This is a genomic window from Rhodococcus sp. SG20037, from assembly GCF_031763325.1.
Lineage (GTDB): Bacteria > Actinomycetota > Actinomycetes > Mycobacteriales > Mycobacteriaceae > Rhodococcus_F > Rhodococcus_F qingshengii.
Genome location: NZ_CP134497.1, coordinates 4,752,448 through 4,766,366 on the forward strand (window position 1 = coordinate 4,752,448; position 13,919 = coordinate 4,766,366).

At 62.2% G+C, this 13,919-nt stretch carries 14 protein-coding genes; 2 read left to right on the plus strand and 12 right to left on the minus strand.

The genetic code is table 11. The features are described 5' to 3' along the window. The 3 genes from xylB to RHP72_RS21685 form a co-directional block, all read right to left on the minus strand. Positions 1-1,398 carry a xylulokinase gene (gene xylB, locus RHP72_RS21675; RefSeq protein WP_007727678.1) on the minus strand — a complete coding sequence of 466 codons (1,398 nt, stop codon included), beginning with the start codon at positions 1,396-1,398 and terminating at the stop codon, positions 1-3. A 24-nt stretch (positions 1,399-1,422) separates the two neighbouring features. Next, positions 1,423-1,740, minus strand: a complete 318-nt coding sequence (locus RHP72_RS21680) for a WhiB family transcriptional regulator (RefSeq protein WP_003946343.1) — start codon at positions 1,738-1,740, stop codon at positions 1,423-1,425. A gap of 69 nt (positions 1,741-1,809) precedes the next feature. Beyond that, the gene (locus tag RHP72_RS21685; protein ID WP_030534904.1) at positions 1,810-2,040 is read right to left on the minus strand and encodes a DUF3263 domain-containing protein; all 231 of its coding nucleotides are present in this window, start codon (positions 2,038-2,040) and stop codon (positions 1,810-1,812) included. A gap of 194 nt (positions 2,041-2,234) precedes the next feature. Here RHP72_RS21685 and RHP72_RS21690 point away from each other — a divergent pair, with 194 nt between their 5' ends. Both RHP72_RS21690 and RHP72_RS21695 read left to right on the plus strand, forming a co-directional pair. Then, positions 2,235-3,422, plus strand: a complete 1,188-nt coding sequence (locus tag RHP72_RS21690; protein ID WP_003946405.1) for an ROK family transcriptional regulator — start codon at positions 2,235-2,237, stop codon at positions 3,420-3,422. 267 nt (positions 3,423-3,689) lie between these two features. Beyond that, on the plus strand, positions 3,690-4,991 hold the full coding sequence (locus RHP72_RS21695; RefSeq protein WP_042451068.1) for an MFS transporter: 1,302 nt from the start codon (positions 3,690-3,692) through the stop codon (positions 4,989-4,991). Positions 4,992-5,037: 46 nt separating this feature from the next. Here RHP72_RS21695 and RHP72_RS21700 read toward each other — a convergent pair whose 3' ends face one another. The 9 genes from RHP72_RS21700 to RHP72_RS21740 form a co-directional block, all read right to left on the minus strand. After that, positions 5,038-5,838 carry a crotonase/enoyl-CoA hydratase family protein gene (locus tag RHP72_RS21700; RefSeq protein WP_042451070.1) on the minus strand — a complete coding sequence of 267 codons (801 nt, stop codon included), beginning with the start codon at positions 5,836-5,838 and terminating at the stop codon, positions 5,038-5,040. Between the two features lie 65 nt (positions 5,839-5,903). Continuing rightward, positions 5,904-6,884: an LLM class F420-dependent oxidoreductase gene (locus RHP72_RS21705; RefSeq protein WP_230793093.1), complete on the minus strand. Its 981-nt coding sequence runs from the start codon at positions 6,882-6,884 to the stop codon at positions 5,904-5,906. Between the two features lie 4 nt (positions 6,885-6,888). Then, positions 6,889-7,290, minus strand: coding sequence for a nuclear transport factor 2 family protein (locus tag RHP72_RS21710; RefSeq protein WP_021345212.1), 402 nt, complete (start codon positions 7,288-7,290; stop codon positions 6,889-6,891). Next, complete coding sequence (locus tag RHP72_RS21715) at positions 7,287-9,008, minus strand: class I adenylate-forming enzyme family protein (RefSeq protein ID WP_030534908.1); 1,722 nt, start codon at positions 9,006-9,008, stop codon at positions 7,287-7,289. Before RHP72_RS21715 ends, RHP72_RS21710 begins: the two co-directional genes overlap by 4 nt. Positions 9,009-9,021: 13 nt before the next feature. Further along, a complete protein-coding gene (locus tag RHP72_RS21720) occupies positions 9,022-10,305 on the minus strand; it encodes an ABC transporter substrate-binding protein (protein WP_003939841.1) in 1,284 nt (427 codons plus the stop codon). Between the two features lie 58 nt (positions 10,306-10,363). Further along, complete coding sequence (locus tag RHP72_RS21725; RefSeq protein WP_030534909.1) at positions 10,364-11,452, minus strand: branched-chain amino acid ABC transporter permease; 1,089 nt, start codon at positions 11,450-11,452, stop codon at positions 10,364-10,366. After that, on the minus strand, positions 11,449-12,345 hold the full coding sequence (locus RHP72_RS21730) for a branched-chain amino acid ABC transporter permease (RefSeq protein WP_003940241.1): 897 nt from the start codon (positions 12,343-12,345) through the stop codon (positions 11,449-11,451). Before RHP72_RS21730 ends, RHP72_RS21725 begins: the two co-directional genes overlap by 4 nt. 3 nt (positions 12,346-12,348) lie before the next feature. Beyond that, the gene (locus RHP72_RS21735) at positions 12,349-13,062 is read right to left on the minus strand and encodes an ABC transporter ATP-binding protein (protein WP_003939931.1); all 714 of its coding nucleotides are present in this window, start codon (positions 13,060-13,062) and stop codon (positions 12,349-12,351) included. Continuing rightward, a complete protein-coding gene (locus RHP72_RS21740) occupies positions 13,059-13,862 on the minus strand; it encodes an ABC transporter ATP-binding protein (protein WP_042451072.1) in 804 nt (267 codons plus the stop codon). Before RHP72_RS21740 ends, RHP72_RS21735 begins: the two co-directional genes overlap by 4 nt. Between the last annotated feature and the right edge of the window lie 57 nt (positions 13,863-13,919).

Consider the following 13,919-nt stretch of genomic DNA (forward strand, 5'->3'; position numbering starts at 1 on the left):
TCAGACACCTTCGGTGAGTTCGCGCAACGACGCGTAGCGCTCGCGCACGTGGGGAGCTGGTTCGGCGTCGAATCGTCGCTCTTCCGGTTTCGGCCACACCGGCGGCTGCGTGTCCCCGGACAGTGCCCATGCTGCTTGCCTGCATGCCCCTTCGGCGACGTACTCACCCGGAGCAGGGATCACGACCGGCACTCCGAGAATTGCCGGCGCGATCTCACAGAGAGCGCGCGACTTCGCTCCGCCTCCCACGAGGAGAACTCGCTTCACCTCGACGCCTTGACGAACCAGGTCGTCGACGCCGTCGGCCAAGCCGCACAGGAGCCCTTCGATTGCGGCTCGTGCAAAGTGCGCAGGCGTCGAGTTCTGCAGCCGGAATCCGTGCATGGCCCCCGTGGCGTCAGGGCGGTTGGGCGTCCGTTCACCCTCGAAGTACGGAATCATGACCAGCCCGTCGTTTCCGAGGGGCGCCGTCGACGCCAACCGCGACAGTTCGGCGTGATCGACACCGAGAATGGACGCCGTCGCATCAAGAATGCGCGCGCCGTTGAGAGTGCACACCAGCGGCAAGTGCAGGCCGGTTGCGTCCGCGAATCCTGCCACGTTCCCGCCGGGATCATGCGTGGGGGTGGCCGATACAGCCGAGACGACGCCGGATGTTCCGATCGAGATGATCACGTCACCGGGAACTGCCCCCAAACCCAGTGCGGCTGCGGCATTGTCACCGGTGCCAGGCCCGACAATACCTCCGGAACGTGTACTTCCGATCTTTTCGTTCGGCGATGCAACTCGGGGAACATGCGGGGTTCGACCGCGAAATGCCAACGCCAGCAAATCTTTACGATATTCGCGCGTCGAGGCAGCATAATAGCCGGTTCCACTGGCGTCGCCCGCGTCGGTAACAAGCTCCTCGATCGAGCCGGACCCACCCAACTTCCAGGACAACCAGTCATGCGGAAGACACACCGCGGCAGTGCGATCGGCATTGCCGGGTTCGTGATCTGCCAGCCATCGAAGCTTGCTTGCCGTGACCGCGGCGACCGGAACTACACCAACTGCGTCGGCCCACGCCTTGGGTCCGCCGAGCTCTTCGACCAGATCGGTCGCAGCCTTCGCCGAGCGAGTGTCGTTCCACAGCAACGCCGGTCTGACGACCTCGCCGCCACTGTCCAGACACACCATGCCGTGCTGTTGAGCTCCGACCGATACGGCTGCGACGTCGCCGAGCCCACCCGCTGCGGCGATTGCACTGTCCATCGCCTCGAGCCAGCATGCCGGATCTATCTCGGTACCGACGGGATGCGCCGCCCGCCCTTCTCGTACCAGCTCTCCCGAATCGGCATCACGGACAATGACTTTGCACGACTGGGTAGACGAATCGATACCGGCTACGAGGGCCACACTGGCGTCCTTTCCGAAGGACCGTCAGCTCGCGTTGGCGACCGCGGGCATCCGGTTGCTGCGCTTACGCAGCGATCGCACATATTCTGCGCGCTCGGTCTCCGTCATTCCACCCCAGATGCCGTACGGCTCGTGGACGGAGAGTGCGTGTTCGCGGCACTGCTGGAGTACAGGGCACGTCGCGCAGACCTTCTTGGCGTTGCGTTCACGGTTCTCGCGGGCGTGTCCACGCTCGCCGTCCGGATGGAAGTACACCGCGGAATCGTGCCCGCGGCACGCTCCCTGCAGCTGCCAGTCCCACACTTCGGCGGTCGGGTACGGCATCGGAAGGTGCTTGTGCATGATGGCGACCTCAATTCCTTACTCGGGTGACACGGATTCGGGTGACTCTGGGCTGACGCCGGGTCGGACTTATCGACGCCTGACCGATTGGCCGAGTCGATGTGCACAGACCGTTGCGAGTTCGCCGGTGACCGGCGGAGTCAGCGCTACGACGCCGTCGTCGAGAATTGCCTGCAGCCTGCGGAAATACTCGTCCGGGGCGAGGCCGAAGGTTACAAAGATCTCTTCGTCAGGTCCACCGTCGAACTGCTGCCACTTACGTGCGAACTCGACGATCTCTTGTGTATCGGTGCGGCTCATCAGGTTCTCCCCTGTTTGTGCGCCCTGCTTCACAGAAACTGCGACTCGTCTCCTCGGACGCCCGTGGCAGTGAGTCAAGACACAGACTATGCCTACTTCTGCTTTTTCACAAGACCTACTTACGTCTTTTTGTGGACAAAGTATGCGAACTTTCGCACGCTGAAGTTACCGACGAGGAATGCTTGAATAGGACAATGACCCGACCGTCCACGACTCCGGCTACCGCGGGAGAGGTATTCACGCTGATACGCAGCGGTTCCGCGACCACGCGCAGCGAGATCGGGAAGCTCACCGGCCTGTCCAGGACGGCGGTATCGGCCAGGGTTGCAGCACTTCAATCGCTTGGTTTGATCGCCGATGACGACGAGGGCCCGTCGACGGGCGGCCGGCCGCCGTCCACTCTCACCTTCGCGAACTCGTCCGGCGTGGTTCTCGTCGTGGCCATCGGTCGATCGCGGGCACAACTTGCCGTCACCGACCTGGCGGGCACGATCCTCGCGGCAGAAGACATCGACAAGTCGGTCGGGGTCGGCCCCGACGAACTGATGCCCGAAATTGCCGAGCATCTTTCGTCACTACTGGCCCAGGTCCACCGCGCGTCTACCGAGGTCATCGGAATCGGACTGAGCATTCCCGGAACGGTCGACGTCGCCGCGGGAGCAAGCCTCGACTCTCCGATGATGGCGGGATGGGACGGAGTCGCGCTTGCCCCCTATCTGGCATCGGTGACCACGGCTCCGCTGTTCGCGGACAACGATGCCAACGTGATGGCTCTGGCCGAATTGAGCGAGCGACGCGAGAGTGCGCCCAACCTCCTGATGATCAAGGCGTCAACCGGCCTCGGCGCAGGAATCGTCATGGGCGGAGTCCTCCAACGCGGTTCACTCGGAGCGTCCGGCGAGATCGGGCATACCAAAACCGCTGCAGCGCGGGGCATGAAGTGTCGCTGCGGCGACGTCGGCTGCGTCGAAACTGTCGCCAGCGGTTGGGCTCTCGTGCATGCCCTCCGAGATCAGGGCCGAAGCGTCGGTCACGTGCGTGATGTCGTCCGCCTCGCCCTGGACGGCGACAGCGAAGCCCGCCGGCTCATCAGAAGCAGCGGCCGACTGATCGGCGACGTCATTTCCGGCGCGGTCAATCTCCTCAATCCCGAGGTCCTGATCATCGGCGGCGACATGGCCGAGGCGGACGAACTCTTCCTCGCCGGGCTTCGGGAGTCCGTCTACGGCAACGCAACGGCGCTTGCCACCCGAAAGCTTCAGATCGCTTCGGTCAGCCACGGCGCACAATCCGGCATCCTCGGTTGTGCGGTTCTCGTCCTCGACCATCTGCTCAGCGCCAGGGAAATCGATCTGCGGATCGCGGCGTCACTCCACACGTGAGTCGCTGACTTCTCGCACGCTCCGCATCAAACAATCAGACTTTTCCGGCATCGCTTGTGTTGACGCTCACACTTCTGCATAATTCATTACCTACCGATCATTCGGTTGCCGATATCGACGATGAGATCGCGCAGGAACGCTCCGAGTCAGCCAAAAGCATGCACCGAGCACACCGGCAACGTCGCAGATCGAACAGCGTTTCTCCCCTGTTCCGACTTCGCAGTTTCACCGTGTCGGTGAACCACGTGACTGGCAGAAAGTAGCTCGATGACCACAACCAGAACTGGCACCAAGCCCGCCGCGAAGGAATACGACCGCGCCGCGATGGCGTCGATGGTCGGCACCACCGTCGAGTGGTACGACTTCTTCATCTACGCCCAAGCTGCAGCCCTGATCTTTGCCGACCTGTTCTTCAAGCCGATGGGCTCGGCCGGCCAGATCGTCTCCTACGTCACGGTCGGCATCAGCTTTGTCTTCCGTCCTCTCGGTGCCATCGTGGCCGGCTATCTCGGCGACAGGCTCGGCCGCAAACGTGTCCTGGTCGCGACGTTGGCGATGATGGGTGCCGCGACGGTTCTCATCGGCGTGCTGCCGACGTATGCCTCGATCGGAATCTGGGCACCGATCCTGTTGATCCTGCTTCGCGTCGTCCAAGGATTCTCGACGGGCGGCGAATGGGGCGGGGCCGCTCTTCTTGCCGTCGAACACGCACCCACCAAGCGTCGAGGATTCTTCGGAGCGTTCGTACAGATGGGAGTACCGCTCGGAATGTTGCTCGCCACCGGCGTTTTGGCACTGTGCACGTTCACCCTCACGGACGAACAGTTCACCACCTGGGGATGGCGAGTGCCGTTCCTGCTCAGCGTCGTGTTGATCGGCGTCGGCTTCTACATTCGAAGCAAGGTCAGCGAGTCACCCGTATTCGCCGAACTCAAGGAACGCCGCACCGAGAGCAACACGCCTATCCGAACTCTGTTCAAGAAACACCCGAAGCAGGTCGTACTCGCGGCGCTGTCCTTCATCGGCACAAACGGCAACGGCTACATGGTGATCGGCGGATTCATCGTCGCGTACGCAACCAAGACCTATAGCCTGGGTAAGACCGAACTACTGATTGCCACGCTCGCAAGTGCCGTCACGTGGGGCGTTTTCACCATGATCGGCGCCTACTGGTCGGATCGACGCGGCCGCACCACGGTGATGAACGTGGGCAACCTCGCAATGGTCCTCTTCGCGGTGCCGTTCTTCCTCCTCATCGACACCGGGAATCTCGGCTGGATCTACGTGGCGATGATCCTGTTCTCGGTCGGACTCGGGCTGTCGTACGGACCTCAACCCGCGTTGTTCGCCGAACTGTTCCCGGCTTCGATCCGTTACAGCGGTGCGTCGATCTCCTACGCGGTAGGCACCATCTTCGGCGGCGCCTTTGCTCCCACCGTCGCACAGTGGCTCCTCGGCAAGACCGGTGGCACCCTTGCCATCTCGATCTACCTCGCCCTGCTGGCGGCGGTCTCGTTCGTCGCCACGATGCTCATCAAGGATCGATCAGGACGAGACCTGATGGTGTGATCGACCTGAATGTGGACGCCCAACGGCGTCGCGATGCCGGAGTTTGTCAGCCGAACTTTCGAAAGGCGAACTCCGGCAACTTCTTCGCAGCATTCGCTGTACGCACGATCTTGTGGTTCTTGCCTCGCATCAGCGCCAGTTGGATCCGCGATTCGATCCAGAACGCGCCGCGAGGCGAGCGGTTCCAGGTCTTGTGCAGCAACGTCTTCGTCGCTGCGACGGCGTCCGGCGAGCGAACCGCGATCTGCGACAGCAGTTCCTGTGCCGGCTTGATCGGATTGTCGCTGACTCCGCTCACGAACCCCCACTCGAGAGCCTGATTTCCGTCGAACAGTTCAGCAGTCATGGCGAGGCGTTTCACGACGTCCATTGCCGCGAGTTCGCGCATCGTGACCGTTCCGGTCATGTCGGGGATCAATCCCCACTTCGCCTCCATCACCGAGAACGTGCAATCGGGGGTGGTGAATCGAAAGTCTGCGGCGAGCGCCAATTGCAGTCCCCCGCCGAAGCAGTGCCCGTGAACGACCGCGATGACCGGCACGGGCAATTCGCGCCACACCCAGCACGCGCGTTGGAAGAGGTTGGTCTTCTGACCGGGAAATTTCGCGAAGGCCTTCGCCATGCGCCTCGGTTGCTTACCCGCAGAGGCGAAGTCCAACCCGGCCGAGAACGCGTCACCCGCGCCTTGAAGAATCACGCCCCGGATCGAACGATCAGCTTCGATAGTTCGAGCGGCGTCCACCAGGGCGTCGAGCATGTCCAGATCGAGACCGTTGAGTTTCTCCGGTCGGCTGAGCGTCACGTACGCCACCGACTGCACCACCTCGACACGAACGCGATCACTCACGGCTACTCCTTCGGTTAGACATACCCCCGACGAACTTACCTGAGAGTAAGTTCGTCGGGGGTCCGTCATGCCATCTCCGCAAGAAGTTCCATGGTCACTTTGCCGGCAGGATCCGAATCAGTGGATGAAGGCACGGCCACGACGGAGTCCACTCCCGCCGCTCGGTACGCCTCGAGTTGCTCGCGGGCATCGGCCGGAGTCCCGACGATTCCCACCGTTGCCACCATCGCGTCCGAGACCTGGCTCAAGAGCTCGCGCGGCGCGGCCCCGGCCCTGGCTGCCTCGATCACATCAGCGAAGCCCGCGCGGACGAACATGTCCGAGTACCCCGGAGCAGCCAGATACGGTACGAGCCCGCGTCGAAGTTGATCGATCGACACCTGTGACGGTCCATTCTCGGCGACGGCAGCCGGTGCCCACACCGACACGAAAGGCATGCCGGTTTCCAACTCGGCAGCGATTTCCTTGCACCGTGTGATCAGGCGCCCCGCTTGCTCCGGGCTGACCAGATTGAGCACCAGTTCGTCGCCCAACTCCACCGCGGCCCGAAGCGCCTTGTCCCCGAATGCCGCAACGATCAGCCGCCCACCTGGCGGCTGAAGTCGCAGCCGATATCCGCTGGTCCGCATCACCGTTCCGGCGACTTCGCCCCGTTCACCGTCCATCAGCGCTCGTACACCGCGGGCGGACTCCGCGAGCGCCCGAGCTGCCCCGGACCTGCTTCGTCCATGCCATTTTTCGACCACGACAGTGCTGGACGTACCCAAGGCGATCGACACGTGGCGCCCGGTGAGATCGGCCACCGACGCCGCCCCGATCGCGATCATCGCCGGATCACGAACCGTCACCGCGAGCGGGCCGACCACTAATTCGGAGTGCTCGAATCCGGTGCCGACTGACGTCGCCAGAGCAAAGGCGTCGTACGTCGCCATCTCCCCCACCCACACTCGGCCGAACCCGAGTCTGTCGGCGAGGCGTGCAGTAGCGGTCACCTCCTGCGGCGGACGGTCCTGCCACAACCCCAGGGAGATGTCGATGGTCGGCAAACCTCTACTCGAAGTCGGAGACAAGACCCATTCCCTCCAACAGTGTCGGACGGTCGTAGTACTCGAGCCACTCGGTGATCCGTCCGTCTGCCATGCTGAGGATTCCGACAACAGGAACGACGCCATGGGTACCGTCGAAGTGGAAGTCGTCCACTCGCTGCACAAATACCCTTCCGTCGATCACGCCGAGAGACTCGATCTTCAGTGTGATCCGTTCACACTTGCTTGCCAGTAACGCAATTCGGCCCGCAACGGCCTCCTTGCCGACAAGAGGTTCCTGCATGACGCTGTGGAGCACACCGTCCTCGGCGAACAAGTCGACGACGCGTGTCCAGTCCATGACGTCCCACGCCTGGAACATCTCACGCGCCAACGCAAGCTTGTCACTGTCGTTCATCACACTCATGCCACACTCTTCTGTCGAAGCTCACGCTTGAGGATCTTTCCGGTCGAATTGCGCGGCAGTTCTTTCCGAATCTCCAGCCGCTCGGGAAGTTTGTACGACGCAATGCGCTTGTCCTTCAGGAACGCGACCAGAGCGTCCAGCTCGAGTTCCGTCTCGGGCCGCAGCGTGACCACTGCTGCGACGCGCTCACCGAGTACTTCGTCGGGGTCGCCGATGACGGCCACATCCGCGACGGCCGGATGCTCGGCGATCAATCCCTCCAGTTCGGCTGGGGCGATGTTCATTCCGCCGCGGATCACGAGGTCCTTCCCCCGGTCCAGGTAGCGGAGAAACTGCCCGTGATCACCGGCAATCTCGAAGATGTCTCCGGTGCAGAGGAATCCGCGTTCGTCGAACGGAGACGGCCGATCGCCGAGATAGCCGGCAAAGACCGTCGGTCCGCTGATTCGCAACTCACCCGGGTGCCCGACTTCGGTGATGTCCTCGCCGGTGACCACGTCGACCAAGCGCACGTCCATCCAGTCGGAGATTCTGGTGCTCCAGCGAAAGTTCTCGACACCGAAGCGGGGGAAGTACCGTGCGCGGTCGTCCGGATCCGGCATGTCCGCAGGCGAGGAGAGCAGACTGATGCCTTCGTTGGATCCGAAGAAGTTGATGACTCCGATTCCGTATCGCTCCTGCCATCCCCGGACCATCGGAGGTTGCAGTGGCACCGAACCCGAACCGATCCGAGTCAAGCTCGACAGGTCGACCGCCGCGAGCATCGACTCGTCGGCGAGCAGCATCCACAACAGCGCAGGCGGCGCTACCGTGTACGTCACGCGCTCGGCCTCGATCTGCCCGAGGAAAACTCGAAGATCGAACGGGTGGTGCTGTACCAGTACACATCCCGTGCGGAGCCACGGCAGGAACATTCCGTTGATTCCGGCCATGTTGACCATCGGGAACGGGTTCAGCAAGACGTCGCCGACGCCGATGTCGGGAGCGTCGATCGTGGCCCAGCAGATGGCCAGCCACTCGTAGTGCGAACGTGGGACCCCCTTCGGTTCGCTTTCGGTCCCGGAGGTCCAACAGATCGTCATCGCATCGTTGGGGTCGTTGGGATCTTCGGTGATTCGGACATCCAATTCACTGCGCTGTGTTTCGGTGGCCGCCCGAGGACTCAGCCCCACGACACCGGCCGGCAACTGGGCCGGAAGCTCGGATGCGGGAGCGTAGGCGAACACCGATCTCAGAGAGGGAATCCGGGATCTGATTGCAGCGATCTCCGTAGCAGGGAGTCTGTCACCAAAACTGGGTACGGTGACAAATGCTGCAAACGCCGCCTGGTTTGCCATTCCTTCCACTTCACGTTCGCGGTACTGCATGGGCAATGGCGAGACCACGATCCCCAGAGACCACGCTGCAAGGTAGACCTCGACCAATTCGACGGTATTGGGCATCTGCACGCCCAGAACATCTCCCCGGCCCAAACCCACCTCGGAGAAGCCGGCAGCGAGCGCGATGACTTCGCTCTCCAGTTGGTTCCAACTGAGGCGTCGCGGATCTCCGCCGGACAACTCGCTCCGGTTCGCCGGATCAACCACGGCAAGTTCGTCACCGCGTACCCGCACCTGCGCCCGGAACACCTGATCGATCGTCTCGTCGGACCACCACCCCTTCGAGGTGTATTCGTCCACCTTGACGCGAGGGTGCAATCCCCTGTGTGCCTTGTTCATTCGCGTACTCGTTTCAGTTCTCGTAACGGCCGGAAATGTCGATCACGTCGCCTTGCTTCTCGAACGCCTGGGTAGCGGCGTTCCACTCGAACGGCTGGAATGCCAGGATTCCCAATGCATGGTCCGCGGTCATCGTGAATTTGATTCCGTCGATGAACATCGGCGGGTGGTAGTCCTGCGTTCGTGCGGCACTCATGATGCTGGCGCGTGAGAGTCCGTCGGATGACTCAGAGGCCCGAGTGAAGTTGTCCACCAACAGGTCACCGATGGCCCAGCCGTTCACGGTGTAGCTGTTGGTCGGGGAATCGGCACCGTGAGCAGCCGCACCGGCCAGGTAGTCACGTACCGCCGCGTCATCCTTGTAGAGGGCGTTGTTGGGATCCTTGAGCCACACCATCACCTGCTGCCCGTCGGCAGCATCACCGGCGGGCGCATACAGCGTCGCACCGTCGACGCAGTTCGACGGTTGAATCACGGTGTCGGGCTTCCATCCGACACGTCCGATCGCCTGGGTGATCGCGAGGCAATCGGTGGTGACACCGGCCACCACCAATACCTCGGCGCCACTGGCTTTGAGGGTCGATGCCGCCGTCTTGGGGTCGGTCAGCGCCTCTTCGGCTGCGATCTCGAAGTTCGTTCCTTCGATCGCGGACTTGAAGCCGTTGGCGATCCCTTGTCCGGACTCGGTCTGGTTCGTGGCCAAGGCAACCTTGGCGCCGCTCGGATACTTCTTCTTCAGGCTTTCGACCACTACCTCCATCTCGACGCCCGGATCCGGTAGATACTCCGTGGTCCACGGAAAGTCTTCGATCACCCGGAACTCGGGCATGCCTGCCTGCGCGAAGAGCAGTGGAACACAGGCAGTGGTCTGGTCGTCCGCGATGGCGTTCAACTGGCCTGCTCCGAACGTGCCCAGAACGTCGACCTTGTCCTTCTGAATGAACTCTCCGACATTGGCTTTGGCGCGCTCCGGGGAGAAGGCATCGTCCTTGACCACGACGTCGAGCTTGACGCCGCCGACGCCTCCGGCCGCGTTCTCGACCTCGAACCGTGCTCGCATTCCTTCGATCACGTTGCCGACCGCGTCGGCGAGCGGGCCGGACGTCGGCCCACTCCACCCCACCGTGAGTTTGTCGGTGATCGGCGCCGCGGCACCACTGGGATCGCTGCAGTCGTCGACCGATACTGCTCCGGCCGAGGTCGACGTGTTGCTCTCTGCGTCGGAGTTACCTCCGCAGGCCGAAAGGAGTAGTGCCGCAGCGGCGATGACTGCGGGAATCGTGGTCTGCCTTTTCATATCGTCCAGTTCCTTGCTGTGAGTTGAGAGAAACGAGAGTGGGCGAGGGAGACGGCGCTCAGGTGCGGGGTTCACCTTCGCGATACTTGGGATGATCTGCGGGAACCACGAGGACAAACCGTCGGAGAACGCTGTTGATCCGGCCGACGATTCCGTCCGGCATCAAGAACACGATCGCGATCAGCACCGCGCCGAACACCACTCCCGACACGGGGCCGTCGGTGACGCTTCCGGTGTAGTACGGCAGGAACACCACTGCCGTCGCCCCGACGATCGGGCCGAATTGCGTTGCGATTCCGCCCAACACCAGTCCGGTGATGAACTCGATCGACTTCATCAACGAAAAGGACTCGGGTGAGAGCGCGCCGATGTACATCGTGAACAGCGAACCTGCCAGACCGGTGATCGCGCCGGAAAGTCCGAAAGCGAGAATCTTGACCCGCGCGACGTTGATGCCGTTTGCACTCGCCGCAATCTCGTTGTCGCGCACCGCAACCATTGCCAAACCGAATCGACTCTTGACGAGATTGCGGATCAGGAGCATGACCACTGCCAGCGTCACTACCGAAACCCAGAAGATCCAGAGATAGGTGTCCGCGCGGGTCAAACCCGTCCATTTCGGCGGGACCAGAAGATTCGCACGAACGACCATGCCGGCCGCGCCACCGGTGAGATCCCCGGTCTTGCGGATCACTTCGGGAAACGCCACAGCGACGGCGAGGGTAACGAGGGCCAGATACAGCCCTTTGATCCGCAAGGAGGGAAGCCCGACGAGAAGTCCTAGTACGAAACACAATACGACTGCCATCGGGATTGTGGTCAACGGCGAGTATCCGCGATCGACGATCAGAACGCCGGTCGTGTACGCGCCGAGGCCGAAGAAGGCAGAATGGCCGATCGACAGAAGTCCGGTGTACCCGCTGACGATATTCAGTCCGGCGATGGCAATCGCGATGATGAAGACACTCGTGAACTGCCCTACGCGAAACGGCGCGCTCTGCGACACGAGGAGCAGGGCACAGACGGCAGCCACCAGCAGAACCAGTTGGAGTATCCGGTACGACGTCGATCCGGCAACCACCACGCGCGGCTGCCTGACTGCCTTTTCGGCGACCGCGGGTTCATTTCTCTCGGCAAGCGTCGTCATACCCGCTCCAGTTTCTTGGTACCGAACAGTCCATTGGGTCTGACGAAGAGGATCACCACGATGATCAGTAGCGCGGATGTCTGCTGCAGCGAACCGCCGATGACCGAAATGTAGCCGCTGAGCATCGATTCCAGAACACCGATCGTCAACCCACCCACAACTGCGCCGACAAGACTGTCCAGACCGCCGAACAGCGCTGCCGCAGATGCTGCGATGAAGATCGGGAACATGGTCGTGAGGCCGAGTTGTTGCGGCGAGAGCGGAGTGACCAGGACACCGGCCAGTGCGCCGATCGCTGCCGCAACACCCCAGCCGATTGCGAGTATCCGGCTGGTCGGAACTCCGGCGAGAGTGGCAGATTCGGCATTGTCCGCGACGGCACGCATGTGCAGACCGACTCTCGTCTTGCGAAAGAGCAAGGACATCAACACAAGTAGGACAACGAGCGCAACCAGTACGCCCAGTGCGTCGCCGTACACGCGCGCGCCGCCCACTGAGATGTAGTCGGTGGGACCGTTGGGAAACGGGCTCGGCATGATCTTCGTTTCGCTCCCCCACAGCATTCCGGCCAACGAGTTGAGCCCGGTGAACAATCCCAGTGCCACTATCAGCACTGCCATGTCACTTCTACGTTGAACCGGCCGGATGAGCAGACGCTCCATCAACGCCCCGAGCAGGAAGCCGAGAGCGAGAGCCGCTCCGATCGCGGCCCAGATCGGCCAGGACATCGTTGTGAGCCACCACGCCACGAAGGTTGTGAACAGGGCCAACTCGCCCTGAGCGAAGTTGATCGTGCCGGTGGCACGGAACACCACCACGAGTGCCAGCGCGAGAATTGCGTAGATCGAGCCGTTGGTCAATCCGGAGATGAGTCGTTCGAGAAAGAGTGTCACCGTTTACTCCTGGTACCCGAGATAGGCGCTGCGCACGACGTCGTCCGAACGAAATTCCTCGGGCGTGCCGGCAGCGACGATGGTGCCTACGTCGAGCAGGAAGACCTTCGACGCGAGTTTCATCGCGAGATCGGCATTCTGTTCCACGATCAGCAGTGCAGTTCCGTCGCTCCGGTTGATCGCACCGAGCGTGTCGAACAATTCGGCGATGACGATGGGCGCCAGACCCAGGCTCGGTTCGTCGCACAAAAGCAGGGTGGGACGGCTCATCAATGCCCGCGCGACCGCGAGCATCTGCTGTTCACCGCCTGACAGCGAACCTGCCAACTGTGTGGACCTCCTCGCGAGCACCGGAAATGTCTCACACCACCGCTCGATGTCGGCCTCGATCTCCGCCTTGTCGTTGCGAAGCGCAGCGCCGACGAGCAGGTTGTCACGTACCGACAGTTGACCGAGAGTTCCACGGCCCTGTGGGACAAGGCTGACGCCGGCGGCCACGGCGCGTTCAGGTTTGGATCCGAGCGGCGAACCGTTGAAGGTGATCGTTCCCTGGTGCGGAATCAATCCGGCAAGCGCACGCATCATGGTGGTCTTGCCGGCACCGTTCGCGCCGAGAACGACAGCGACCCCGCCGGGTTCCACGTCGAGCGAAACCCCGTGCAGTACATTGCCTCGCCCGTAACCGGCATGCAGATCATCGACGCTCAGCAGGCTCATGCCGCTCGCCCCAGATAAGCATTGATCACGGCGTCGTTCTGCTGGATCTCCGCCGGAGTACCTTCAGCGATCTTGTGGCCGAAGTTCAGTGCGACAACGTGATCGGAGATACCCAGCACCAATCCCATGTGGTGTTCGACCAGAAGCGCTCCGAAGCCGAAGTCGTCGCGGAGCGAGACGATCAGTTCTCCCAACTCCTTGACTTCGCTGTGTGTGAGCCCGCCGGCGGGCTCGTCGAGCAGAAGCAGCGAAGGCTCGGACATCAATGCTCGTGCCAGTTCGACGCGCTTGAGTGTTCCGAACGGAAGGCCTGCTGCCGGCGCGTTCGCGACGTCGACGAGTTCGAGGCGTTCGAGCAGGTACCAGGCCTTCTCTCGCAGTTCTCGGACTCGGGCGCGCGCTGGAGGCCAGCCGAGAAGCCCGCTCGCCAGTCCGAAGCGGCCCCGAGACGATCCGCCGACCATGGTGTTGTCGAAGACGCTCATGCCGCTGAACAGTGCGAGATTCTGGAAGGTCCGAGCGATCCCTGCAGATGCCATTGCATAGGGCCGCAATCCCAAGAGGTCGGTTCCTTGCCAGGTGATGACACCGCGACTCGGTTCGTAAATCCTTGTGATGCAGTTGAACAGCGTGGTCTTACCAGCGCCGTTCGGCCCGATGAGTCCGCAGATCTGGCCGGCGTGGACGTCGAAGCCGACGTCGTCGAGAGCCGTGACTCCGCCGAATTCGATCGATACATCGGAGAGCGTGAGTACGACCGGGTCATTCGCAGGTTGTGCGGGTGGTGTGTTTCCAAGCATTGGTTTCACCTCCTCGTGACACTTCAATTAACAGTGTGATAGAGATTACTACAGTAA

What these genes read in the sequence shown, in the direction of transcription:
- RHP72_RS21680 (WP_003946343.1), bottom strand. Translation starts at nt 1,740, where the DNA reads ATGCACAAGCACCTTCCGATGCCGTACCCGACCGCCGAAGTGTGGGAC.
- RHP72_RS21685 (WP_030534904.1), bottom strand. Translation starts at nt 2,040, where the DNA reads ATGAGCCGCACCGATACACAAGAGATCGTCGAGTTCGCACGTAAGTGG.
- RHP72_RS21690 (WP_003946405.1), top strand. Translation starts at nt 2,235, where the DNA reads ATGACCCGACCGTCCACGACTCCGGCTACCGCGGGAGAGGTATTCACG.
- RHP72_RS21695 (WP_042451068.1), top strand. Translation starts at nt 3,690, where the DNA reads ATGACCACAACCAGAACTGGCACCAAGCCCGCCGCGAAGGAATACGAC.
- RHP72_RS21710 (WP_021345212.1), bottom strand. Translation starts at nt 7,290, where the DNA reads ATGAGTGTGATGAACGACAGTGACAAGCTTGCGTTGGCGCGTGAGATG.
- RHP72_RS21715 (WP_030534908.1), bottom strand. Translation starts at nt 9,008, where the DNA reads ATGAACAAGGCACACAGGGGATTGCACCCTCGCGTCAAGGTGGACGAA.
- RHP72_RS21720 (WP_003939841.1), bottom strand. Translation starts at nt 10,305, where the DNA reads ATGAAAAGGCAGACCACGATTCCCGCAGTCATCGCCGCTGCGGCACTA.
- RHP72_RS21725 (WP_030534909.1), bottom strand. Translation starts at nt 11,452, where the DNA reads ATGACGACGCTTGCCGAGAGAAATGAACCCGCGGTCGCCGAAAAGGCA.
- RHP72_RS21735 (WP_003939931.1), bottom strand. Translation starts at nt 13,062, where the DNA reads ATGAGCCTGCTGAGCGTCGATGATCTGCATGCCGGTTACGGGCGAGGC.
- RHP72_RS21740 (WP_042451072.1), bottom strand. Translation starts at nt 13,862, where the DNA reads ATGCTTGGAAACACACCACCCGCACAACCTGCGAATGACCCGGTCGTA.